The sequence below is a fragment of the Thermoanaerobaculia bacterium genome, assembly GCA_018057705.1.
Lineage (GTDB): Bacteria > Acidobacteriota > Thermoanaerobaculia > Multivoradales > JAGPDF01 > JAGPDF01.
In genome coordinates this window covers 1-23550 of record JAGPDF010000013.1, presented here as the reverse complement: position 1 = coordinate 23550, position 23550 = coordinate 1, and the positions used below count along the sequence as shown (strand labels likewise).

Genomic DNA, 23550 nt, shown 5'->3' with positions numbered 1-23550 from the left:
CGGACCCCGCGCTCGTAAAACCGGGGTCGGGCGCGTGGACAGTCTCTTCGGCGGCATGCTACTTTTCCGGGCTCTGGAGATCCGATCCTTCATGGCTGAAATCCTCTCTCTGACCCTGCTCGCCCAGACCCCCACACCCGCGACGACAGGGCTCGCCGAGGCTTTCGGCCAGTCGGGGCCGATGGCCCAGGTGGTGCTCGGGCTGCTGCTGTGCTTCTCGATCGGCTCCTGGGCGATCTTTCTCTGGAAGATCCTCCACCTGCGGCGCGCCGACCGGCAGAGCCGCAAGTTCCTCGAGATCTTCCGCGCCAGCAAACGCTTCAGCGAGGTCAGCGCCGCCACCGCCAAGCTCGCCTCTTCGCCCCTGGTCGGAATCTTTCAGGCCGGCTACGCGGAGATCGACCACCAGATTCGCGCCCAGCCCGAGGATTCGACGGCACGTGGGCAGTACCAGATCCGCTCCCTGACCAGCGTCGAGCGGACGCTCCGGCGAGCTCTCACCGGCGAGCTCGAGATCCTCACGAAATCGGCCACCTTCCTCGGGACGACGGCCGCGGTGACCCCGTTCATCGGCCTGTTCGGCACGGTGTGGGGCATCATGGGGGCGTTCGAGGACATCGGACGTACGGGATCCACCTCCCTGGTCGCGGTCGCCCCCGGCATCGCCGAGGCGCTGATCAACACCGCCACCGGACTCGGCGCGGCGATTCCTGCCCTGGTGGGCTACAACTTCCTCGCCGGCCGCTTCAAGCGCCTGCGCCACCAGATGGAGGACTTCGCCCTCGAGTTCCTGAACCTGACCGAGCGCAATTTCACCTGATGGCCTTCCTGGGCTCGACCGGCGGGTTCACCCAGGACGACGACTCGATCCTCTCGGAGATCAACATCACTCCCCTGGTGGATGTGATGCTGGTTCTGCTGATCATCTTCATGGTGACCGCACCCATGCTGCACCAGGGGATCGAGGTCGCGCTGCCGAAGGCGGAGGCGCCGCCGCTGCCGGTCCGCGGCGAGGATCCGGTGGTGCTGTCGATCAACCGCGAAGGCCTCATCTACCTCAAGGACCGCCCGATCCACCCGACCAAACTGGTCGAAGTTCTGACCCCGATGCTGCGCGGCCGCGCCAACGAGACCGTCTTTCTCAAGGGCGACCGCGACACCCCTTACGGCAAGGTCATCGACGTCCTCGACACGTTGCATCGCGGCGGCATCGGCAAGGTGGGCATGGTCACCGAGAAACCGGAGCCCAAACGGCAGTGACCTCGACGTACGCGGTCACCGGAGTGCTCGAGCGCCGCCAGACCGACCGGGAAGGCGCCCTCCTGACGCGCTGCGCCCTGGCGGCCTTCGGCTTGCACGCGCTGCTGGCCATCGCGGCCCTGGTGCTGCCCCGCCTCGAGCCCGAGCACAAGCCCCCGATCGAGTACGTCGCGGTGCAGATCGTCCCCGCCGCACGGCTCGGCGTCGAGCGGCCCCGGCCGTCGACACCCCCACCCCCGGCGCCGGAGCCGCCAAAGGCGGAGCCCAAGCCGGCGCCGCCCGAGATCGCCCCGCCGCCCGACACGCCCACCCTGCGCGAGCCCGCGGCAGCGAAGCCCGCGCCCAAACCGGGTCCGGCCCCTGCCGCGACGAAACCCGCCCCGCAGCCCGCGGCGCCGGCCGCCGAGCCTGAAGTCCAGGGCAGCGAGCGCGGCAGCACGAACGCGCTCGCGCTCGGCGCCGCGGTCGCCGGCCTCGACAACCCCGATTTCGTCTACGGTTACTATGTCGACCAGATGCTCTCGATGATCCAGCGCAACTGGGTGAGGCCGATGGTTGGCTCGGGCGTCGAGGCGACGGTGCACTATCGAATCCAGCGCGACGGCAGGATCGTGGAAGTGCGCATCGCGACCTCCTCCGGCATCAACTCCTTCGATCTCGCGGCGCTGCGCGCCGTGCAATCCTCGACTCCCCTGCCGCCGCTCCCGCGCGCCTTCCGCGAGGGTTCGCTCGGCGTCAACCTGATCTTCCGATGAGGACCCTTCGACCATGATCCACTCGCGATGGAACCGAGCCGCCGGAGTCGTGCTGATCTCCGCGGCCTGCTGGGCAGCACAGGCGCAGCAGCCGCCGGTCGAGGCCGCTCCCCCCGCCGCCCCCCCCCAACCGGCGCCCCCTTCTGCTGGAGCTCCGGGAACGCCGGCAACCGGAACGGCGCCCGCCGGCCCCGGAGCGAGCGGGACGACGATCACCATCGTCATGCCGGACGGCTCGACCCGCGCCCAGATCGTCCTCGCCGTGCCCGCGCTCGGCAACCTGGCTGCGCTCCAGGGCACCGCCGGGAACGCCGCGCGCACCGTGGACCAGACACTGCGGAACGATCTCGAGAAGAGCGGCATCTTCCGTCTGCAGGAAGCCGACGAGCTCGCGGTGCTCACACTCACGGGCGACCTCGCGCACGATGCCGACCAGTACCGCTCCCTGGGCGCCGAGATGCTGCTCCAGAACGAGATCAAACTGGACGGTGACCGGCTGGTCATCGAAGGCCGCCTCATCGACCTCGCAAGTCGCCAGCCGATCGTCGGCAAGCGCTATCGGGGCACCTTCGACCTGGCGCGCCGCATCGCGCACACCTTCGCCGACGAGATCATCCTCTACCTCACCGGCAAGCGCGGAATCGCCCTGACTTCGATCGCTTTCTCCTCCGATCGCGACGGTGAGAAGGAGATCTATCTGATGGACTACGACGGTTTCGACCAGCGGCGGATCACCGGCCACCGTTCGATCTCCCTCTCGCCCGCCTGGAGCCCTACGGGCGACGTGCTCTCCTACGTCTCCTTCTTCGGCGGCGAAGGCCCGGCGATCTACCTCGCCGATATCCTGAGCGGCCGCAAGTCGCCGGTCGTCACCAGCGGCTCGCTCAACACCTCGCCGACCTTCTCGCCGGACGGTCGCCGTCTCGCGTTCGCGCGCGGTCTGGGCGCCAACATCGAGATCTTCACCTGCCGGCGTGACGGCAGCGACCTCCGGCAGTTGACCAGCTCGCCCGGCATCGACACCAACCCGGCATGGAGCCCGAACGGCAACGAGATCGCCTTCACGTCCAGCCGCTCCGGCTCGCCGCAGATCTACGTCGTCGATGCCGAAGGCACGAATCTCCGGCGGGTCACCTTCGAAGGCGACTACAACGACGGCGCCTCGTGGAGCCCGGACGGCACGCGCATCGCCTACGCCACCCGCGCCCAGCAGAACCGCTTCGATCTCGCCCTGGTGGATCTGGTGACGCTCGCCACCCAGCGCCTGACCGACGGCAGCGGCAGCAACGAAACGCCCGTCTTCTCACCGGATGGGCGGCGGCTCGCCTTCAGCTCGACCCGGGCCGGCGGCGTCCAGATCTTCGTCATGGAGGCGCGCTACGGGGCGCCTGCGGAGCAGCTCACATTCGAAGGCGCGAATCGCGCGCCCGACTGGTCCGGATATCTTCCCTGAGCGCGATCCAGGGCTGGATTCCAACTTGCATGTGCTAGATTTCAAGCGGCTTCGGACTCCACAGGAGTCCCCGTTCCGGTCCAACACCAAGGAGATGAAAATGAACACGCGTCGAATCCTCTGGACAGCCCTGCTGGCACTCTCCATGGTCGTGACGGCTTGCGCCAAGAAGGCTCCGAAAACCAGCGACGTCGATGCGAACACTGTGGCCACGCCGCCGCCCGCCACCGACGTCAATCCGCAGGCGCGCCCGGCGGTCGTGGACCCGACCGAGAACGACCCGCTGAAGGACCCCGATCTCGCGAAGATCAACGACTACCTGGTCAAGCAGGGCCTCCTGGGCGACGTCTTCTTCGAATACGACAAGGCCGACCTGCGCGACGACGCCCGCGCCCGCCTGGCGGCGAACGCCGACTGGCTGCGTGCCCACCCCGAGTTCGAAGTGACGATCGAGGGCCACTGCGACGAGCGCGGCACCAACGAATACAACCTCGCGCTCGGCGCCCGGCGCTCCGGATCGGCCCGCGACTACATCACTTCCCTCGGCGTCGCCGCGTCCAGGATGCGTTCGATCAGCTATGGCGAGGAGCGTCCGCAGTGCACCGCGAGCAGCGAGAGTTGCTGGGCCATGAACCGCAGGGCCCACTTCGTCGTCACCGGACGCACGAACGTCGGTTGAGGTGCGATCGTTGCCCGGAATGAACCAGGCCGGCAGGACGATTCTGCAAAAGCGCGCAGCCTTCGCAGCCCTGATCGCCGCCGGAGTGGCGATCGGTGGCTGCGTCTCCTCGACCGACATCGACGCGCTGAGCGACCAGATCGCCGACGTCCAGAAGCAGGCGTCGCAGCTGCAGCAGCAAGGCTCGAGCAAACAGGAAGTGGCCCAGCTCGAGGCGACGATCCAGCGCCAGACCGACGCGCTGCTCAAGGCCGAAGCCGACATGCGGCTGGACATCAACAGCCTTTCGGCCCAGATCGCCCAGCTGCAGGACAAGCTCGAGGACACCAACTACCGTCTGGCGCAGGTCTCACAGCAGATCGCCGCCACGAACCAGGACCTCAAAGCCTCGCGCACAGCTCCCCTGATTCCGGGCGCGGCGGCGGACGGATCGCAGCCTTCGGCCGCGGTGAGCTCGGATCCGGAGACTCTCTATCAGACCTCCTACAGCGATTATCTGCGCGGCAACTACGACCTCGCGATGCTCGGCTTCAAGCAGTACCTGGAGGCATTTCCCGATACCGACCTGACGGACAATGCCATCTACTGGATCGGCGAGTGTTTCTACCGCCAGCAGAAGTACGTCGAGGCGATCGCCGAGTACGACCGGGTGCTGAAGCAGTTCCCGCGCAGCGACAAGACGGCGAGCGCGCTGCTCAAGAAGGGCTTCGCGCTCCTCGAGCAGGGACAGAAGAAGGACGGTATCGTGCAGCTGCAGAACGTGGTCAAGAGCTTTCCGTCCTCGGACGAAGCCAACCTGGCCAAACAGCGACTGCAGAGCCTTGGCGTTGATCCCGGAGGCCGGAAGTAGTAGAATCCCGTTTTGCCCGGACTGGGCATTCTCTTAGATCGAAGCGAAAGGGTTCACCATGGCGAACACCAAGTCGGCCAAGAAGCGCGCCGAAAAGTCTGAGGCTCAGCGGATCAAGAATCGTACGATGCGCTCGCGGATGCGGACCGCCGTCAAGAAGCTGCGCGCAGCGGTCGCTTCGGGCGACGAGAAGAAGGCCCAAGAGCTCCTGCCGCTGACCATCAAGGTCGTGGACTCGACGGCCCAGAAGGGCATCATTCATCGCAACACTGCGGCGCGGACCAAGTCCCGCCTGGTGGCTTCGCTGCGCAAGGCCCAGTAACAGAAGAAGAAGCAGAAGAAGATGCTCCGGACCCCGGCGACCCCCTCGGGTCGCCGGTCCATGCCGCAACCCCTCCTCAGAAGCCTTCGAGCAGATCGGTCACGAGAGACTCGGCGAAGTCCTTCGCCGTGGCCTCGATGGCCGGCGTCTCGCGGTCCTGGAAGCCGAGCTCCGAGGCCTGAACCTCGTAGCTGCTGCGGAACAGGTAGTTGTCGTTGCCGTAGAGCAGGACCTCCGTCCCCACCTGCTTGAACGTCACGCTCACCACGATGGCAATCTCGTACTCGGTCGCTCGTCCTTCGCTGTCGAAGGTCACCGGACTGAGGGTGAACGAGGTCACCTTGCCGGCGAGAACGGCATCGGAACCCTCCGCGGAGCTCAGCACCTCGAAACGGCGACGATTGACCAGTTCGGTCGTCAGGGCGCGAGTCAGGATCTGATCGACCTGGCTGCGCGGCGTGGCGTTCTCGAGCGGCACCAGCTGCACACGGCGGACCTCTTCCGGAATGTTCGAACCCCTGCCGACCAGCGAGTAGCCGCAGCCGGCCAGGGTGACGAGGAGGAGAAAGAAGGCGGAACGGGGAAAGCGCTTCATGCCGGCATGTCCTTTCGAGTCACCACGTTCACCAGCCGTCCGGGAATGAACACGAACTTCTCGATCTCCCTGCCTCCGAGGTGCTCCCGCACCTTCGGGCTAAGGAGTACCGCCCGCCGGACCTCCTTCTCGCCCCAGGCGCTCTCCACTTCGATGCGGTCCCGGAGCTTCCCGTCGACCTGGACGACGAGCAGGAACTGCTGCCGCTGGAGCTTCGCCTCGTCGAGCACCGGCCAATCGCTTTCGAGCAGCGACTGCCCGTTGCCGCGCATCTCCCAGATCTCCTCCGTGATGTGCGGCGCCATCGGATGCAGCAGTTGCACCAGCGTGTCGATCGCCGCCTCGCAGCAGATCTTCGACGCCGTCTTCTCCTCCACGGCGCGCGTCAGACCGTTCAGGAACTCCATCAGCGCGGCGACCGCCGTGTTGAATTTGAAGCGATCGAGATCCCGTGTCACGCGCTGGATGGTGACGTGGCGCAGGCGCTCCAGGGCGTCATCGGAGGGCGCGGTCGGCGGGCAGTCGTGCAGCCGCTCGGCCACCCGCCAGATGCGATTCAGGAACCTGTAGGCCCCGGAGACCGCCTCGTCGCTCCACTCGACTTCGTCCTCCGGCGGGCCCAGGAAGAGAGTGTAGACGCGTTCCGTGTCCGCGCCCATCTCGTCGATCAGCGGATCCGGCGAAACCGCGTTGCCCTTGGACTTCGACATCTTCTCCACCCGCCCGGTCTTCTCGGCGTAGCGGGTGATCATTCCCTGGTTGAAGAGGTTGGTGAACGGCTCCTCGAACGGCACCAGACCCATGTCGTGAACCACCCGGCAGATGAATCGCGCATAGAGCAGGTGCAGGATCGCGTGCTCGATACCGCCGATGTACTGGTCGACAGGCGCCCATCGCGCCGCGATCTCGGAATCGAAGATGCGCTGCGGATCGCGCGGCGAAAGGTAGCGCAGGTAGTACCAGGAGCTGTCGACGAACGTGTCCATCGTGTCGGTCTCGCGACGGGCCGGTGCCTTGCACCGCGGACAGGTCGTGTTCACGAACGACTCGCAGCGCGAGAGCGGATTGCCCTCCTTGCCGGTGAACTCGACGTCGTAGGGCAGCTCGATCGGCAGCTCGCTCTCGGGCACGGGCACGATGCCGCAGGCGTCGCAATAGACGACCGGGATCGGCGTCCCCCAATAGCGCTGTCGCGAGATCAGCCAGTCGCGCAGGCGGTAGGTCACCTTGGCGCGCCCCCAGCCTTCCTTCTCCATCCAGTCGATGAAGCGCTGGATGGTCTCAGGGCCGTCGGCGAGGCCGTCGAACTGCCCGCAGCCGCGGATGCGCCCTTCGTGCAGGATCGGCGCCGCCATCTCCTCCGCCAGCAGCGCTGCGTCCGGTCCCCCGGGCGGCCGGTCGGGATGGTAGACCAGCCGCACCGCGAGCTTCTCCTGGCGGGCGAACGCGAGGTCGCGGGCGTCGTGGGCGGGCACGGCCATGATCGCACCGCTGCCGTAGTCGGGCAGGACGTAGTTGGCGAGCCAGATGGGAATCGCCTCGCCGGTCGCGCGATTGGTCGCCATCGCACCAGTGAAGCGCCCCTCCTTGGGAGAGCTCTCGCCCTCGCGCTCGATGCGCGGCGTCTTGCGGACCTTCTCGATCCATGCCGCGAGCGCTTCGCGCTCCGGATGTCCGGCGATGAGCGTCGCGGCCAGCGGATGCTCGGGCGCGAGCACGAGGAAGGTCGCTCCGTGGATGGTGTCGGGCCGCGTGGTGAAGACGGTGATCGATTCGGCGCGTCCCACGACCGCGAAGTCGATCTCGCCGCCCTGGGAGCGCCCGATCCAGTTGCGCTGCATCGCCTTCACCTTGTCCGGCCAGCCGCCGAGGCCGTCCAGCCCGGCGAGCAGGCGATCGGCGTATTGCGTGATGCGGAAGAACCACTGCTCGAGCTCGCGCTGCTCGACCGCCGTGCCACAGCGCTCGCAGGCGCCTTCGACGACCTGCTCGTTGGCGAGCACCGTGCGACAGCTCGGACACCAGTTGACCGGTGCGCGGCGCTTGTAGGCGAGCCCCTTCTCCAGCATCTGCAGGAAGAGCCACTGGTTGAACTTGTAGTAGTCCGGAAGGCAGGAGGTGATCTCTTTCGACCAGTCGTAGAGGATCCCCCACTTGCGGAACTGGCTCTTCATGACGCGGATGTTGTCGAGCGTCCAGTCGCGCGGATGGATGCCGCGCTGGATCGCCGCGTTCTCCGCCGGAAGACCGAACGAGTCCCAGCCCATCGGATTGAGCGCCCGCCGGCCGCGCATGCGCAGGTAGCGGTAGAGGGCGTCGCCCAAAATGTAGTTGCGCCCGTGACCGACGTGCAGCCGGTCTCCGGACGGATAGGGGAACATCATGAGCATGTAGTACTTCTCGCGCGAGTTCTTGAGATCGACTTCCGACGCGCGCTGCCGCTCCCACCGCTCCTGCCACTTCGCTTCGATCTGCTTGTGCTCGTAGCCGTTCATTGCCTGCCGTCGCCCTCTCCCACTCCCCCTCCCGCTGCGATACCGGTCGCCGAGGCGATGACGACATCCGCCAGTACGGGTCCATCGATCGTGATCCGTCGAGTCGCTTCCAGTCGCCCCCGCTCGCGAATCTGCACTTCGTAGGTCGCCGGCGCCAGGCCGAGGAAGACCGCCGTGCCGCCGCGCACGCTCTGGGATCTCCGGCTGCCGGGACCGATCAGCTCGGCCTCGCCGTCGGGAAAGCCCGGAACGAGCACGCGCAGCGCCGCCGAGCGCCGGCCGGCGCCGTTGGCGCGCGCCAGCACGAGCCGGGCCGGCGTCTGGGCCAGCTGGTCGATCTCCTCGAGGCGGTTGTCGCGCGAGAGCATCAGCGCGGGACCGGGCAGATCGCTCTCGACGACACTCGAGGCGAGTCGGAGGTAGGTCGCCGCGACGAAATTGTGGCTGGCCAGGGGGTCCGAAAAGACCCAGCCGCGGTCGTCGTAGAAGACTTCGATCCAACGATGAAAACCTGCGGCCGCACCACCGGAGAAATCGTCCACGACGTAGCCGGCGATCTCCCGGGCAGGGATGGCGAGCGCGTCGAGCAGCGCCACCGCGAGTCGCGCGTTGCCCGTGCAATAGGCCGAGCGCCGCTCGAGCACCGACCGGGGATCCTGGGCCTGGGTGCGGTCGAGCTCGTAGCGCACGTTGGCGGAGATCCAGCCGAGGATCCGCGACACCGCCTCGAAGCGCGTCTTCGACCCGGCGGCGACGGCGCGCGCCAGGCGCGCTTCGGGACCGCTCGCCGCGGGCAGCGCCCGTTCCTCGAATCGCTGCCGGCTGGCGAGCGGCGCGAGGTCGACCTCGACCTGCGCCACCGCGTCGGCGACGACCAGGCGATACCCCGAGTTCGCATACGACTCGACCTGCACACCAGCCGGGATCAGCATGGTAGCGCTGTCGGTGCCGCGCACGACATGGGTCGCGGCGCCAGCCGGAAGGGAGGAGAGCAGTGCACCGCACAGGCCGATCGCGGCGAGCCGCACCCGCCAGATCCTCGACACCCGCGACCCCTGCGATGCCCGCAACTTGCCGTGCGCGACCGGTCCGGCCGGAGCGCGCATCACCGCAGGCTCCCGGGCATCGGCTCGTTCTTCATGAGGCCATCCAGGACGCCGTTCACGAAGCGGCCCGACTGCTCGGAGCCGAACCGCTTGGCGAGCTCGACCGCCTCGTCGACCACGACCAGCTTGGGCACGTCGTTCTGGTGCCACATCTCGTAGATGGCGAGGCGCAGGATGTTGCGATCCACGGACGGCATCCGCTCGAGGCGCCAATTCTCCGCCTGGGCGCGGATCCGGTCGTCGATCTGCTCGCGGTGGCTCTCGACCCCCTCGACCAGGCGGCCGGCATAGAGGAAGGCGTCCTGGATCTCGTCGGGTCGCGGCACCGGCCGCAGCGGCGGCGCCGGAGTCTCGGGCTCTGCCTCCCGCGTCTCGACTTCGTCGGCCCGCAGCTGCCGGAGGTAGTCCTCGGGGTCGAACGTCCGCAGGACGTCGGGCAAGGCAGAGGCGCCCAGGTCGCGCTGGAAGAGCATCTGCAGGGCCATCTCTCTTGCCATCCTACGTTTTCCCACGAACAGAACCCCTCTTCAAAGAGCCTTTCCGTCCTTGCGGACGAGAGCTACCGACTCGAGTGATGGTGGTCAGGAAGCCCGGTGTTGGCGAAGGCGGTCGAGCAGACTCGCCATTTCGAGCGCCGCCAGGGCAGCCTCCTCGCCCTTGTTGCCCTCTTCCCCGCCGGCCCGTGCCACCGCCTGCGCCATCGTCTCACAGGTCAGCACGCCGAAGGCGACCGGCAGCTCACGACGCAGCGAGACCTCCGCGATGCCGCGGCTGCACTCGTTGGCGATGACCTCGAAGTGCAGCGTTCCGCCCCGGATCAGGACGCCCAGGGCGATGAGCGCCGAGAACCGGCCGCTGCGCGCCAGGGCGTCGAGGCCGGCAGGGATCTCCCAGGCGCCCGGCACCCGGACGACCTCGATATCGGCCGCCGTGACCCCATGGGCGAGCAGCGCGCTCTCGGCGCCGGCGAGGAGACGATCCACCACCGCGCCGTGGAAACGCGCCGCGACGATGCCGAAACGCCGCCCCGTGCCGTCCAGGGAAAGGCTGTCAGGAACCCCCGAGTTCACGATTAACCCCTTTCAAATGAGAAGTCTACGAACTGGACGCGAAGCCTGTCAACGCACGGGCGCCCAGCGCGGCGCCGGTGCGTCGACCGCCCTCTGAGCGCTCAGAGATATCCGAGGGCCTGGAGGGCCCGGAGCGCCTCGATCGCCTACAGATTACCGCCCCTCGGCTGCAGATGGATCTCCTCGACGCTGGTCGTCGGATCCGCATCCAGCGCCCAGACGATCGCCTTGGCAACCGCCTCCGGGGAGATCATCGACGCCCGATTCCACTCCCCCGGCACGCCTTCCCAGAGCGGGCTGTCGGTCGCTCCCGGGTAGATCTCGGTGATCCGCACCGCCGAGCCCGCAAGCTCCTCGCGCAAGGCAGCGACCGCGCCACGCAGCCCCCATTTACTCGCCGCGTAGGCCGACCAGTCCGGGAAACCCTTCTTCGCCGCCACCGAAAGCAAGGCGAAGAGGTGCCCGCCGCGTTCGAGAAGGTCGGGAAGACAAGCCCGGTAAAGGAAAACAGCTCCCAGCAGGTTGGTTTCCAGCGACTCGCGCCAGGTTTCGGGGGTGAGCTCCCCGAAAGACGCGACGCGGGCGACCCCCGCCGAAGGAACCACCACCTGCGGCCGGAAACCGGCGGCGCGCGCCTGCTCGACCGCCGCCTGCACCGCGCCGGCATCCCGCACATCAGCGACCACCGCGATCCCTTTACCGCCCGCGACGCGAAGCGTCGCGTCGATCGGCCCGGCACTGCGGCCGAGGAGGACCAGCGGATGCCCGCGCTGCGCGAGCGCCAGGGCCGCCGCCCGGCCGATGCCGGAGCCCGCGCCGGAGATCACCGCGGCGCCGAGAGCCTGGCCTGTCATCGCTTCTCCTGAAGGCGCCATGACGCGGTCAGCCGCCGGCCTTCACAGCGCGCTGCAGGACCTCGGTCGCCCACTGGTTCAGGCTCTTCCCCGCCGCCTGGGCGACGACGAGAGCCCGCCCGTGGACTTCGGGCGGCACCCGCAGCAGGAGCTTCCCCGAAGCCGGCTTCTCCGGCTTGATCCCCGCCTCCGCGCACTCGGCCAGATAGTCCTCGACGGCCTTCCTGAACTCGGAGCGCAGCTTGGCGACGGTCTCACCGTGGAAACTGATGATGCTGCGCACGCCGAGGATGCGCCCGACGAAGATGTTGTCCCGGTCGTCAAGTTCGACCCGCGCCAGGTAACCCTTGTGCGTCATCGTGTTCATGGATGCACCCCCGCTCTCTCCAGCAACTCCCGCGCCTCCTCGACCTGATAGCGCTCCGCTTCCTTGCCCGGGTGCGGCCGGTGGCAGCGCCATGTCTCTCCAGCAAGCTCGACTTTCACCGGCGATCCCGCGCGCTCTTCGACGGACCCACCCAGAGCAATGAACAACGCCTCGATGTCCACGAAGGGAATCGAAGCCAACGTCGGCCGCGCGAAGATTGCCGCGAGCGTCTTCCGATGCCTCGCGTTCACGGTTCGATGCTAGCACATTACGATAGCATCTTCTCGCTGCGGGCAACGCGAGCGGAGCCCGGTCCGCTTCGGCTTGCAGCGCCGCTCAGTTAACGTGATGTTACCCTCTACAGCATGATGGTGACACGACGTTTCCAGTCGCACGAGCGGGCGTCCGGCTTCTCCGGTTCGGCATGGTGCCGTGACGCTCAGCTCCAGGTCCGTTAAGCGGCATATCAACCATGGCCCCTGCACACGCGGCCCCTCGCACCACTATTGAGGTCCTCGACCCAGCCGATGCGCTCACGGCGGTGGAATCAAACTCAGCCGACCAGTTTTCTCGGACAACAACCTTCATGGAGCCGCAGGGGTGCGACTTCTCTGTCTTTGTTGAGTGGGCCATTCTGGATGTTAACGCGGCCGCCGCACTGCCTGACGGGAAAGACAAGGCGCGGTTTCTTGTCTCTGCGCTAATGAATGCGAGACGGGGACTGTCTAACTTGGTTGATCAATATCTTCGCCGCGACGGCTTCGCGTTCTGCAGCGATGCGCCTCGAGATGCTGAGTCGAAGGCAGCGCTCTTAGTTCGTCGAGGGATCTTTGACCAACTCGCCGCCGACGCTCTTGCCCGAGCGGTCGACCGGAGAAACCGAGTCGAGCATCAGTACGAGTTTCCCAGCTCCGCCGATACCCAGGACACCATTCAACTGGTTCGCGCAACCGTCGACGGTGCATTGGTGCGGTCGGATCCGAAGTGCTCCCCGGCGTTCTTCGGATCTTTCTCCGGTGGCTACAAGTTGACCCCCGCAGGCGAGGAGTTCTGGTTCGACTCTTGGAGCGGTCTAGTGTTCGTCTTCGCCCTTTCCGAGCCTGAGCCGTGGTTCGGCGTCGTAATACCCACGACCGACACCGAAGCAGCTCTCCGACGTGCCCCTTTGAGGAGTTTTAGCTGCGAGCAGCTTCTGGCGCTTCACGTTGCGCTCGAGCGACTTCCAGACGGCGGAGTCAGCGGATACGGGGCGAAGATATTCCGCGGTCAGCTCGAATCGGCAGGCCTGTTGGCATGAGAGCTCTTCCGGCTATCCACCCCTTCGGAGCTCCTTGGATGTCTCCTGCAAATGCTGATTGCCATGAATCCCTCCCTCGTCGACTCGTTCGGAAGCACCACTTGGCAGTTCGATCGAACGGGCGTATTCAGCAGCGGCGCCCGGCCGCGGCGTGCCGCCCATAATCTGCCAGGCGCCGCTCCAGCCACTTCCATGACTCGAGCAGCGCCTCCCAGGGACAGTGCAATCGTCTTCCGCGATCTTGAGCACGCGTTCGGAAAGCTCAGGCTAGCTCAGGCTAACCCTGCCGAACTACGGAGAGCGCTTAGAGAGTTCATAGGCCTCACGCAGCAGCTTACAGAGATCTGTCGTCACGAATTCTCGCAAGTCACTGGCAAGAAGTGGATCCCCGCGCAGTTTCCTGGATGGACGCCGACCTCATCGCTCTTCAAAAAGCTGCGACGGTCCGACTACCACGAGCATCCATTCCTGGTCGACGTTCGCCACAGCCAGATCATTCCCTTCGGCAAGACGGACACCGGTGCGGAGCTAGCCCTTAAGGTGGAGAGCACGGCGAAGATCGATGACCCAAACCGGGAGCGGTGCCCCCGCCCCGGCATGTCCATCCATCTACCCAAGGAAGATGTTTGGATGAGGTCCATAGAAGACAAGACGCGCTACATTTTTCGTGGTCGCACTTCCGAGGTTCGAGCAGCACTCGCCGCAGCCGGAACCGACGATGTCTTAGATTTGGCGGAGTCATGCATGGGGACGTTGCGTGGCTATTACACCTACTACTGCGACCGTCTAGACGAGTCACTCCGACCCGGCAAATGAGCGAATGCTTGTCGCGATCTAAAGAAGATCGTCGCGCGCAGCTTTTGGGACGCTTCGTTGTTTGTTTCAGCTGTCCGAGCACCCAGAAGGGACAACTGAAGGAGGTGACGGCGGATTCTGCTGACGCTCGGTTGTTCAGGATACGCTTGACGTCATTCGGAGCATACTAAGATGGCGACTTGGAGCCCCAGATTAGTCATGTCAAGAGAGGCGGCAACGCTCGCTGACCTCGCAGGGGCGAAGTATGACCTCGAGACAACAATCGGTTTCTGCAAGCAGCTCGAAGCAGTCGATCCGCAGTCGCCTAAAGGCTATGTTCTAGTCGACGCGCTTTCGACTGCCATTGCAATTCGCTACTCACGGTGCTTCACGAGTGGGGTCCGCCCGAGGCTCGACGCTGGCGTTGTGAAGGCCCTCCCGGGAGACCTGCGGGCGATTCACGACTTTCTTCGGGTGATTCGCGACAAGTACGCTGCACATTCCGTGAACGCTCTCGAGGAGAACCACGTCACCGTGCATGTTCGTGAGGCTCCAGGGCAGCCCGCCATTGGTGGCATCGGCACTCTCCAGGCGCGTACGTTGGTGTTCAGTGGCGAGAATGCCGCGCGTGTACGGGAGCTCTGCCAAGCAGTGGCTATTGCCGTCGAAGCCCTGATGAAAGAGCAACAAGCTGTCGTTAAGCAGCAGATCGGAAGTATGCCTGTCGAAGAGGTATACAAGATGCAGGAACCCGAAGCCTACGCGCCCGAGTGGGACAAGATTCATCTTCCAAGGCGCAGAGTCTGAAGCGAGTCATGTCGACCAGGCGGTTGAATTCGGACACAGCGCTTCGGCTTTGCCGACTTGGTATCGAGCACTGTGCCTCAGGCCCAGGCTTGTCTGAGACGATGAGGAGACGTAGGTGGTGCTAAAGCTGGCCACATGGAATGTCGCACTGCCCGTTGCGCCTCACCGGCGCGCGGCCTTGTCCTGCACACTACCCGCGAGCGGGCTGATGTGTGGGTCCTCACGGAAACGCATGATGACTTCAACCCAGGTCATGCTTTCTCCCGCTCCTCCGCAAGCGGCCGTGATGGCCTTCACGAGGAGAAGCACCGCTGGGTGACCCTCTGGTCACGGTTCCCACTGGATCCGCTGCCGACGTCCGATCCGGCGAGGTCGGCAGCGGCTCGCATCAGACCCGAATCCGGCCCCCCTTTCATCGTCTTTGGGACAGTTCTCCCTTGGCTCGGTAGCCAGTGGCGGGGCTTTCCGAGTAAGGGTAGCGTCGCATTTCGCGCGGCGCTTTCTGTCCAATCCGCAGACTGGATGGCGATCCGGCGGAACGACCCGGACGTCGAGTTGTTCGTTCTAGGTGACTTGAATCAGGATCTGGTTCGGGGTGGCCCTCGCTACTATGGCTCACGTGCGAATCGCATCGCACTCGAAAGTGCTCTGCTGGATGCTGGGCTCGTTGCCCTTACCGCGGCGGATGGCGATCCGATCCGACGCGATTCCGCGCCCTCCGCTTGCATCGACCACATCTGCGCCAGGAGTGATTCAAGCTGGCGCGTGGAATCGACCGCCAGGTGGCCGAACGCACCCAGGCCCGATCGAAGACTGTCCGACCATTTTGGGCTGTCAGTGACTTTGCTGCCGCGAGCGAACCACTCTTGAGGGAACACCTCGTCGATTACGTTTGCTGATGCGACAGCCAAGCGTCGCCTTATCACCCGGCGCGAAGCGCAAATTGGGCAATATCGATGGCAAGGGGCATTCGCTTCGTCTGTGGTTGATGCCACAGGAGCCATGAGGCCTGGTCCGACGGCAAGCCCCGGGGCACTCAGTTTTCCGGGGGCCGAACGCCGCACCGATCGGGGCGCGCGAGTGCATCACCTGCCACCGGTAACAAACCTGAGGGCGAACACGCAGCGGCTGGGGCTTCCGCGCCCGCAGCGAGGGTGCGCACAAGTGTTGTAGGTAGCGGCAGCCGGCGCGATCTGCAAGGCGCAGGCTAAACTGGCAAACCAAGTTCGCAAAGAGGAGACCGATAATGGATCGCCAGAGGCAGGCGGGTGCAGTGAGAGTGGGCTGCATCTTACTTGTCACCGTTTTCGCGATGTTCGCCTTGCCGACACTGTTCGTTCTCTGGAAGCTCTTGCCCGCGAAAACCGCAGCTTCCGAACTCTACGACTATATGGTCGAGCAGGCGAAGGAGGCTGGTGACACGCCCGCCTCGCTGCTCAAGCAACGCCTGGTCAGCAAGGCGCGCGAGCTCGATTTACCAATCGATGCAGGGATTGTCGAGGTTGAACTGCCTAGCGGCAGGATCCGCATCAGCGCCTCCTTCACGGTTCCCATCGAGTTCCCGGGGTACACCTACGACTGGGAGTTCGACCTGCGCGTGGAACGTCCGCTCTCCCCCAAATAGGCGCCAACTTGTCCGACCCCCAGAAATCACAGCGAAGATCCGGAAGATGAGACCCCATCCACGAATCAGCCGAGAGCCAGGAATACGACCTTGAAGACTCGAAGAGTAGGCGCACCCGGTAGGGCTCTCGCAGTTCTAGCGCTCGCCACCGCAACTTGCCTTGCGCCGCCTGTGGGGGGTGTGTCGGTTTCTGTTGGCGGAACGCAGCTCGAGATCCCACCGCCGGACGGCTTTGTAGCGCTCACTCCAGAACTCAGGACAGTCTACGAGTTCCAGAAGCAGTTCATCTGGCCCAATAACGAACAGCTCGCTGTCTTCATCGCCGAGAGCGATATCCCGATTGCGCTCCGTGGGGAGATACCGCCACTCACTCGCGTCTTCAGAGTGCAGGTAGCTCGGAGTACGGCGCCGCTGTCGATAAGCCATTCGCAGTTCGAGGAACTCAAGGAGGTTGGCCGCAAGCAGGTTGAAGACGGCCTTGCAAAATTGAAGAAGGAGCTGCCCTTGCTTTTCGACAAGGTGAGCGAAGGAGTCTCGGCAAGTCTTGGCGCGGAGATTCAGATTGCTCTCGGAAGCGTAGTGCCGCTTCCGGCACATGAAGACTCGGATCACGCTTTCGCTTGGTCTACATTCGTGAACACGAACTTTCGCGCTGAATTAGATCCAGATGCGACAACTGTAACGTCGGTAATGACCAGTGCGTTTGTCCACGTCAAGGGCAAGGTGCTTTTTCTCTACTGCTATGGGGCGGCCGACGATCTGGAGTGGACGCGCACGGCATCTCACGCGTGGTCGGAGCGAATTCTGAAGCTGAACGAGACTTCGACGCTAAGCGGACTTGCCGTGATTTTGCTGAAAGGCCTCATCGCCGCCCTCCTTGTCTTTGGTGGAACGGCTCTCTATTGGCTGTTGGACCGACAGCGGAAAAGGATTGGGCTGGCCGCTCAAGAACTCTCAGAACACGACCCGGCCCCAGTGTTAGAGACGGGCGAAGCTGGTGATCCTCAACTCAACTTTGGAAGGCTCAGCTCGTCGTTGGCTCACGAGCGCTGGAGCCGCGCCGCGAAAGATCAGAACAAGACTGACGAGAGTAAAGAGGACTCTTCCAGCGAGGGAGCATCCATGGGCGACGAGGCTTCGGTTTGGTACTACGCCTACGACGGCAAGCGTAGCGGGCCAATCCCCGAAGGGGCCTTGCGCAGAATCCTGGAGACAAGTTCCAATCCTCGAGACACACTTGTCTGGCGCGAAGGCATGACCGATTGGGCTCGAGCTGGCGAGGTTGAGGAGTTGGGTTTGATCGAGGCCGTTCACATGAATCGAGCTGAACCCTCTTCTGAACTCGCGAAAGTGCTTCCGCCACTGACCGAGCCGGCTGGGCCCCAGGCAGCCGGCAGTCCATCCCCAAGTGGGGCCGCGCTGCAAGTCGTCATAACACTCTGCATTCTGCAGGGTATTCTCGTGGGCGTAATTCTGAACTCAGCGGCGGGCGGAAAGCCCAATGTACTTCCTGCGATCATGAACTTCTTCATCGCAAGATGGTGGATCACCAACAAGAGCGACCGAGCTGCACTTGCCGCAGGGCCGAGAGTTACGGCTTTGAAAGTCTGGGCCGTCGTCTTCGCCGCCCAGTTTGCTCTCGGGACGATCCTGGGTGCCTTGCTCGCCAGGGCTGCCCGCTAGGCCGACCGCGCTCGCCTTCAGTGACTAAGAATCCGGCTCGATCCGCCGGTCGACCCAAGCTCGCCACCGATTACGACCCTTGCTCTTGCAGTCAAGTTCATCTTCCCAGATGATTGCGGTCATTCTCGATCGGCGATTCTTCAGGAGGCGAGCGGTCCCCGCGAGTCTGGCGTCCATGCCAGCACCGGCTGCCTGCCAGCCCCCTGACGATTCGTTCCTGTCGAGGCGCTCGATGTGCCGCGCGCTTCAAGACGCTCCTAGGGCGCGCAGCAGAAGTGCAGGTCCTTCGGTTGGAGACAAGCATGCGCCTGCTGGTACACATCTTCCAGAACAACAAGCAAGAAGGGCCATACACCACTGAAGAGATTCAACAGATGCTTGAAAGTGGGTCGATCGCGCCGATCACGCTGGCCTGGGCGGATGGCATGCCCGACTGGGCCCCGCTGAGCACAGTTCTGGCTCTAGCGCCCCCGCCAACGCCAGCCGCCGCCCCTGCTCCTACCCAGACTCTAACGGCCTCGGAACCCTTCTACACGCCCACACCCGCACAGCCAATGCCCGTGCCACTTGGCCCGACGGGCGTCGGTGGCTGGCTTCTGCTTTTCTGCGTCGGCCTCACAGTTTTAGGGCCCCTCTTTTTTATCAACCAGACCACTGAGGCGTGGAAGGGTGCAGAGGCAGCTTTCTCTCATTTCCCGAGTCTCAAGACGGGAGTGATCGTCGAGAACACCGGCCTCGCGTTGATCCAGGTCTGCAGCGTTGTTGTCGGACTCATCCTCTGGGGCGCCAGGTCCGGCGGTCGGGCTCTCGCAATGCGATTCCTCATCTTCCGCATTTCCGCCTTTGGCGGAGTGGAGCTCATTACACTGCTAGTGATGGGCGACCTGCCGACAGACGTTTTGACCGCGGTCCTGGGCGGGATCGTCGGATCCGCATCGAAAGAAGCGTTCTACTGCACTGTTTGGTGGTTCTACTTCAAGAAATCCAAGAGAGTGCGAAACACCTATGGAGCGGACGCATGAGCTCCAGATCTTCCCGAACAGTCCCGTTGGTGGACTAGGTCCAATGGAGACCTTCCCAGTCCAACTCGCTCTTTTCGGCTTTGTGGACAGGTTTCTGGAGCCCTTCTGCTACGGCTGCGCCGGTTTTCTGATCAGCTACCGATTCTCCAGGTCAGTCCCAGCGAAGGTCCTCGCCATGCTCACCACTGCGGTCTTTTTTCTATGGATGGATGATATTTGGCCCGCTATCGGCTTTCGCTCGGCAAAGGTCGGCATCGCCTCTGGAAACCGGGCATTCGCAGAAATGCTTGAAGGGAACAGCCAGCTGGGCCAGGCTAACTTTAGTACAGGCGAACACACAGGCTTGTGGGGCGCTTTCAATCTAGATGCGTGGGATGTTGCGTCGGCGGCGCTCTTTGTTCCGCTCGCGTTCCAAGTTGGACTTCTTCTTACAAGGCGACGGTGGGATGAGTTGTCCATCCACGGCGGGGGGCCGCCTCCGCTTCCACCAACCAGCGGCCGTGCACCTTCCACGCCTCAGCCGCCAGTTGCCCGCGGCTCTGCACCTCCTCCACCTCCATTCAGTACTCCCTAGGCGCTTGGTGAGAAGGCGACATCGGACTGGGCTCAAAGTGGAGTTGCCCCGGTTTCGTGGACACTTCATGCTCTTTAGAGCGACAAGACCAGGATGCCGAGGAGTCACGCGCAGTACCCCGCAGAGTTTCGGTCACGGATGGTGGAGTTGGCCCGATCCGGTCGTAGCCCGGAGGATCTGGCGAAGGAGTTCGAGCCGTCGAGCCAGGCGATCCGCAACTGGGTTCGGCAGGCGGACGTCGATCAGGGGCGACGAGCGGATGATTTGACGAGCGCAGAGCGCGACGACCTCGGTCGCCTGCGGCGCGAAGTGAAGCAGCTGAAGACCGAACGAGAAATCCTGTCAAAAGCCGCGGTCTGGTTCGCTCGGGAGACCGGTTCGATCCCGTCAGGGTCTTCGAATTCGTGAGAGCGCATCAGGCCGACTATCCCGTAACCACGCAGTGCCGAGTGCTGGAGGTCCCCACCAGCGGCTACTACGCGTGGCTGGATCGCAAGCCGTCGAAGCGAGCGCGCGAGGATGCGGCGCTGTCGACGCGGATCCGAGAGCTTCACCGGCTTTCCCAAGGCACGTATGGGTCCCCCCGACTCCTCGACGATCTCGCCGAAGAGGGCTTGGCGGTGAGCCGCAAGCGAGTCGCTCGGATGATGATAGAGCTGGGCTTGCAGGGCGTCAGTCGGCGTCGTTTCGTGTGCACCACGACTCGAAGTAGCAAAGCCTCGGCTGCGCCGGATCTCGTCCGGCGCGAATTTTCCGCCGATGGACCGAACAAGCTCTGGGTGGCCGACATCACCTACGTGCCGACCTGGAGCGGCTTCCTGTATCTCGCGGTGGTGCTCGACGCCTGGAGCCGCCGCATAGTCGGCTGGGCGATGCGCACGCATCTGCGCACCGAGCTCGTCGCAGAAGCGCTCGAGATGGCGCTCGCGCGGCGAAAGCCGGAGGACGTGATTCACCACTCCGACCAGGGCTGCAGTACACCTCGATCGAATTCGGAAGACGCTGTCGCGAGGCGCATGTCCGGCCTTCGATGGGGACGGTCGGCGACTGCTTCGACAACGCCATGTGCGAGAACTTCTTTGCCACGCTCGAGTGCGAGCTGCTCGATCGGAAGACGTTTCGAACCCAGGCCGAGGCTCGAATGTCGGTCTTTTCCTTTATCGAAGGCTTCTACAACCCCCGCCGCCGGCACTCGGCGATCGGGAACATCAGCCCGATGCGCATCGAAGCTCGTCACGCCGACTCGGTCTCAGCCGCCGAGCTCGACGGCACGCCGCGTTTCCGTGGGAACCAAGAACTGATAGAGCCCCTGCGGGGCTCCACTACAGACTCACAGCCGGTCGTATGAGCGAAAGTCGCAAACTGTCCACCGAATCGGGGCAGCTCCACGCGCGTACCAAGCCGTCACGAAGAGTAGCGCCAGCGTTGCCGGCCCCACGATCCCGCCGTTGTACTTGTCAAGCCAGTCGATCAATCGAGCATCGCCGGCTCCGCGTTAGCTAGTTGAGTGCGTCGTACATGATGGTCACTTTGCGTATCTCACTGCTCTTTCCTTCTCGTTCGATCTGAAAGTCGACTCCAAAGCTCATTCCGGTTCCCGCCTCGTGCGTCGCTAGAAGCTCCGCGAGAGCCCTCTGCGCTTCTCTCTGGAGTTCCTCCCAACTTGCGGCATCAGGAGCCTTTCTATCTTGCTTTCCCCTAGTCCGAAGACTCACGGCAGAAATCGCGCCTGAACTGTCCCGCACAATAACTGCCGCGTTTGAATAGACGACGCCCGACCGCCGCTGCAAGTCGCGAAGGATGGTCGCCATACGCTCTCCGAGCTGCCTCGTATCCTCGCCATTAGTCACTGATTTCTCCTCCGTGGTGTTCATTTGTCGCGCGCCTCGCCCAGGCGCGCCCGAGAACGAGCAGACTCGCGCGAGCTAGGCAGGCGGTGATACTTCCTTCGCTTGAACTTTTCGCTTCGACAATCCGTACCACTTCCAGGCGACGAAGATGCCAATTCCGATCAAGGAACGGAACTCTCCCCTCCAGATCACGAGGAAGACTCCCAGGCCGAGCGCGATTCCAAAGAGCATTGCCGGAACCGCGACCAGGAGTGTCGGGAGTCCGCGGAGCAAAACTCCGCGTGGCCCCTTGAGCTCCATCGACTGACCGACCTTGATTCCGAACGTGTACACGAATGTGAAGATTATCCAGGCCATCAAAAGTCCACTGATTGCCGCTCCCACAAACTCCGCGAGAAGATCGGGGTAGGGCGATGGAAGGACCGCCACCAGGACGCCGAAGACTAAGAAGGTGCCTGCCCCTAATCGGAACGCAAGAGGCAATTCGGGGATATTTCTTCTTGGCTTGGGCGTTGGAAGCACTGGCGATGGAGCGGACGGAGGTGAGGTTGAACTAGCACTTCGTTCCGTGCGGTCCGCCGCCCTTTCGCCCATCAGTAGTTCATCGAGCGAGATCAAGCCGGCGGCCAACATGGACTTTACTTGGTCTTCGGTGAAGGGTCCTGTGCGGACGCCGTTTCTACTTACGTAGACCTCCATCTAGAGAGCCTCCTAGTCTTGCAGTGAGTTCAAAGAGAAACCTGTTAGAGCTCCACCCACCAGAATACGCGGGGCTAGGCGTCCCGTTGAGAGGCGGAAGCCCTTCAGGTTTCCCGCAAGTGATGGCTTCGACCGTTCTCGCCCCCTGCGCCTTCGCAGGGTCTGCACCGACGGCACTACAGGGCGCGCCAAGTCAAAGAAAAGGGCATGAGGAATTTCCCCAAGGGTCGACTAGCAAGAGAACTCAAGACCAAAGTCACCACTTCCTACTTCCGTCGGTCTTCTACGTCAACCTCGACTTCTTCTTCCTCCTCCTCAACTGCATCCCCTTTCCTGAACATCGAAGGGAAGTTCTCTCTAAGAGACTCTTGGAACCACTTGTCAATCCTCACTTCCTCTCTATGTTCGTCCCGCATGTAGAAGAACGTCCAGAGACCTACGAGGAAACCGAACACGCCACAGGCGCCCTCCCATCGAAGTCTCGTCGGTTCTTCAGCAGAGGGGAAGTGGGAGGCCAAGAAGCTTACGAAGAAGGCGATGGTGAACCCACATCCTTGCCCCAACCGCCTTTGTTGCATTTCTTTGTGTGGCATCACTCACCTCTAAGTCGCGGGCTTGCTCTCTTTGGCTCCTGAGACAGTCGGCTCCAAACGAGCCCTGAGCATAAAAGGGGGCGATCGTACACCCGGCGAACCGACTGCAAGCCGCAGGCGGGCGCAGGAGCGACGATCCGCCCCCAGCTCAGGGGTGCGTGTACCCATATTTCCCGACCGTGCCGTAACTGCGGCGGAAACGATGCCGGTCCGTTACCCAAAAACGGCCTACCTGTTACCCCGGCGTACCCCAAAATCGGACCGTCTATCTAAGCTCTTGATTCTATGTTGCTTGCGTTTATGCCCTGCCAGATAACGAGACTGCTTGCGAGATGGAAGAGGTCCTGCTCATCTTTTGCGGCGAGCACGGATTTCAACTTTGGACGCAGGTACTCCAGGACATCGGCCAACTCTCGAACCGAATCTCGCCTCTCCGATTCAGAAGCACGGTGAAGTCGGAACTCTCTTTTTGCTGCTTCAACTCGCGAAATGGTGTTCTCAGCATCAGTGCCCGGAACCGGCGCTTCAAGGAGCGGCTCAAGGCCAGACGGCGAGAGTGCGAAGACCTCCCCGCCCTCTGAGAGGTCGAAGCCGGAGTCGTACGCGCGGAGTATTCGATTCAGTCTTTCGCGGAATTCACCCCTGCCAGCGTTGCGATCGAAGGCATTGCAGGCCTGTATAGCTCGCAGTTCCTGGGACTCAGGCTATGTTAGGTCCTGAGGGCCGAAGGAGCGAAAGCGATGCCAAAGCGAAGCGCGTTGAAGGCGGAGGCGAGGGTCGAGGTGGTGCTGGCACTGCTG

24 protein-coding genes and 1 pseudogene are annotated in these 23550 nt (G+C 63.7%); 14 read left to right on the top strand and 11 right to left on the bottom strand.

Features of this window, described 5'->3' with window-relative positions; genetic code table 11:
- The first annotated feature begins 91 nt into the window (after positions 1–91).
- The 7 genes from KBI44_06150 (at position 92) to rpsT (ending at position 5319) form a co-directional block, all read left to right on the top strand.
- Positions 92–820, top strand: coding sequence for a MotA/TolQ/ExbB proton channel family protein (locus KBI44_06150; protein ID MBP9144045.1), 729 nt, complete (start codon positions 92–94; stop codon positions 818–820).
- Positions 820–1260: an ExbD/TolR family protein gene (locus KBI44_06145; protein MBP9144044.1), complete on the top strand. Its 441-nt coding sequence runs from the start codon at positions 820–822 to the stop codon at positions 1258–1260. Before KBI44_06150 ends, KBI44_06145 begins: the two co-directional genes overlap by 1 nt.
- Positions 1257–2015, top strand: a complete 759-nt coding sequence (locus KBI44_06140) for a TonB C-terminal domain-containing protein (GenBank protein ID MBP9144043.1) — start codon at positions 1257–1259, stop codon at positions 2013–2015. Before KBI44_06145 ends, KBI44_06140 begins: the two co-directional genes overlap by 4 nt.
- Positions 2016–2028: 13 nt before the next feature.
- Positions 2029–3468 carry a Tol-Pal system beta propeller repeat protein TolB gene (gene tolB / locus KBI44_06135; GenBank protein ID MBP9144042.1) on the top strand — a complete coding sequence of 480 codons (1440 nt, stop codon included), beginning with the start codon at positions 2029–2031 and terminating at the stop codon, positions 3466–3468.
- Between the two features lie 145 nt (positions 3469–3613).
- The gene (gene pal, locus KBI44_06130; protein ID MBP9144041.1) at positions 3614–4147 is read left to right on the top strand and encodes a peptidoglycan-associated lipoprotein Pal; all 534 of its coding nucleotides are present in this window, start codon (positions 3614–3616) and stop codon (positions 4145–4147) included.
- 10 nt (positions 4148–4157) lie between these two features.
- Positions 4158–4997: a tol-pal system protein YbgF gene (gene ybgF / locus KBI44_06125; protein ID MBP9144040.1), complete on the top strand. Its 840-nt coding sequence runs from the start codon at positions 4158–4160 to the stop codon at positions 4995–4997.
- A gap of 58 nt (positions 4998–5055) precedes the next feature.
- Positions 5056–5319, top strand: coding sequence for a 30S ribosomal protein S20 (gene rpsT, locus KBI44_06120; protein MBP9144039.1), 264 nt, complete (start codon positions 5056–5058; stop codon positions 5317–5319).
- A gap of 76 nt (positions 5320–5395) precedes the next feature.
- Here the strand turns inward: rpsT and KBI44_06115 are convergent, their stop codons facing one another.
- The 8 genes from KBI44_06115 to KBI44_06080 all read right to left on the bottom strand — a co-directional run bounded on the left by KBI44_06115 (position 5396) and on the right by KBI44_06080 (position 12057).
- Positions 5396–5914: a hypothetical protein gene (locus KBI44_06115; protein ID MBP9144038.1), complete on the bottom strand. Its 519-nt coding sequence runs from the start codon at positions 5912–5914 to the stop codon at positions 5396–5398.
- Positions 5911–8409, bottom strand: a complete 2499-nt coding sequence (locus KBI44_06110) for a leucine--tRNA ligase (GenBank protein MBP9144037.1) — start codon at positions 8407–8409, stop codon at positions 5911–5913. Before KBI44_06110 ends, KBI44_06115 begins: the two co-directional genes overlap by 4 nt.
- Positions 8406–9515: a transglutaminase domain-containing protein gene (locus KBI44_06105; GenBank protein MBP9144036.1), complete on the bottom strand. Its 1110-nt coding sequence runs from the start codon at positions 9513–9515 to the stop codon at positions 8406–8408. Before KBI44_06105 ends, KBI44_06110 begins: the two co-directional genes overlap by 4 nt.
- The gene (gene nusB, locus KBI44_06100; protein MBP9144035.1) at positions 9515–10012 is read right to left on the bottom strand and encodes a transcription antitermination factor NusB; all 498 of its coding nucleotides are present in this window, start codon (positions 10010–10012) and stop codon (positions 9515–9517) included. Before nusB ends, KBI44_06105 begins: the two co-directional genes overlap by 1 nt.
- An 84-nt stretch (positions 10013–10096) precedes the next feature.
- The gene (locus tag KBI44_06095; GenBank protein MBP9144034.1) at positions 10097–10585 is read right to left on the bottom strand and encodes a 6,7-dimethyl-8-ribityllumazine synthase; all 489 of its coding nucleotides are present in this window, start codon (positions 10583–10585) and stop codon (positions 10097–10099) included.
- Positions 10586–10731: 146 nt separating this feature from the next.
- Positions 10732–11439 (bottom strand): SDR family oxidoreductase, encoded by a 708-nt coding sequence (locus tag KBI44_06090; GenBank protein MBP9144033.1) that lies wholly within the window; start codon positions 11437–11439, stop codon positions 10732–10734.
- A 28-nt stretch (positions 11440–11467) separates the two neighbouring features.
- Complete coding sequence (locus tag KBI44_06085) at positions 11468–11806, bottom strand: type II toxin-antitoxin system HicB family antitoxin (protein ID MBP9144032.1); 339 nt, start codon at positions 11804–11806, stop codon at positions 11468–11470.
- Positions 11803–12057: a type II toxin-antitoxin system HicA family toxin gene (locus KBI44_06080; protein ID MBP9144031.1), complete on the bottom strand. Its 255-nt coding sequence runs from the start codon at positions 12055–12057 to the stop codon at positions 11803–11805. The genes KBI44_06085 and KBI44_06080 overlap by 4 nt, the downstream gene beginning before the upstream one ends.
- 221 nt (positions 12058–12278) lie before the next feature.
- Here KBI44_06080 and KBI44_06075 point away from each other — a divergent pair, with 221 nt between their 5' ends.
- From KBI44_06075 to KBI44_06045, 7 genes and pseudogenes are all read left to right on the top strand, one after another.
- A complete protein-coding gene (locus KBI44_06075; GenBank protein MBP9144030.1) occupies positions 12279–13103 on the top strand; it encodes a hypothetical protein in 825 nt (274 codons plus the stop codon).
- 51 nt (positions 13104–13154) lie between these two features.
- On the top strand, positions 13155–13919 hold the full coding sequence (locus tag KBI44_06070; GenBank protein MBP9144029.1) for a hypothetical protein: 765 nt from the start codon (positions 13155–13157) through the stop codon (positions 13917–13919).
- Positions 13920–14090: 171 nt separating this feature from the next.
- A complete protein-coding gene (locus tag KBI44_06065; protein MBP9144028.1) occupies positions 14091–14705 on the top strand; it encodes a hypothetical protein in 615 nt (204 codons plus the stop codon).
- 1246 nt (positions 14706–15951) lie between these two features.
- Positions 15952–16329 (top strand): hypothetical protein, encoded by a 378-nt coding sequence (locus KBI44_06060; protein ID MBP9144027.1) that lies wholly within the window; start codon positions 15952–15954, stop codon positions 16327–16329.
- Positions 16330–16419: 90 nt separating this feature from the next.
- On the top strand, positions 16420–18012 hold the full coding sequence (locus KBI44_06055; GenBank protein MBP9144026.1) for a DUF4339 domain-containing protein: 1593 nt from the start codon (positions 16420–16422) through the stop codon (positions 18010–18012).
- A gap of 302 nt (positions 18013–18314) precedes the next feature.
- The gene (locus KBI44_06050; GenBank protein ID MBP9144025.1) at positions 18315–19034 is read left to right on the top strand and encodes a DUF4339 domain-containing protein; all 720 of its coding nucleotides are present in this window, start codon (positions 18315–18317) and stop codon (positions 19032–19034) included.
- Between the two features lie 667 nt (positions 19035–19701).
- Positions 19702–20809, top strand: a pseudogene (locus tag KBI44_06045) (IS3 family transposase).
- A gap of 298 nt (positions 20810–21107) precedes the next feature.
- Here KBI44_06045 and KBI44_06040 read toward each other — a convergent pair.
- The 3 genes from KBI44_06040 to KBI44_06030 all read right to left on the bottom strand — a co-directional run bounded on the left by KBI44_06040 (position 21108) and on the right by KBI44_06030 (position 22750).
- The gene (locus tag KBI44_06040) at positions 21108–21482 is read right to left on the bottom strand and encodes a hypothetical protein (protein ID MBP9144024.1); all 375 of its coding nucleotides are present in this window, start codon (positions 21480–21482) and stop codon (positions 21108–21110) included.
- Positions 21483–21533: 51 nt separating this feature from the next.
- The gene (locus tag KBI44_06035) at positions 21534–22157 is read right to left on the bottom strand and encodes a hypothetical protein (GenBank protein MBP9144023.1); all 624 of its coding nucleotides are present in this window, start codon (positions 22155–22157) and stop codon (positions 21534–21536) included.
- Between the two features lie 266 nt (positions 22158–22423).
- Complete coding sequence (locus tag KBI44_06030; protein MBP9144022.1) at positions 22424–22750, bottom strand: hypothetical protein; 327 nt, start codon at positions 22748–22750, stop codon at positions 22424–22426.
- Positions 22751–23550: the final 800 nt, after the last annotated feature.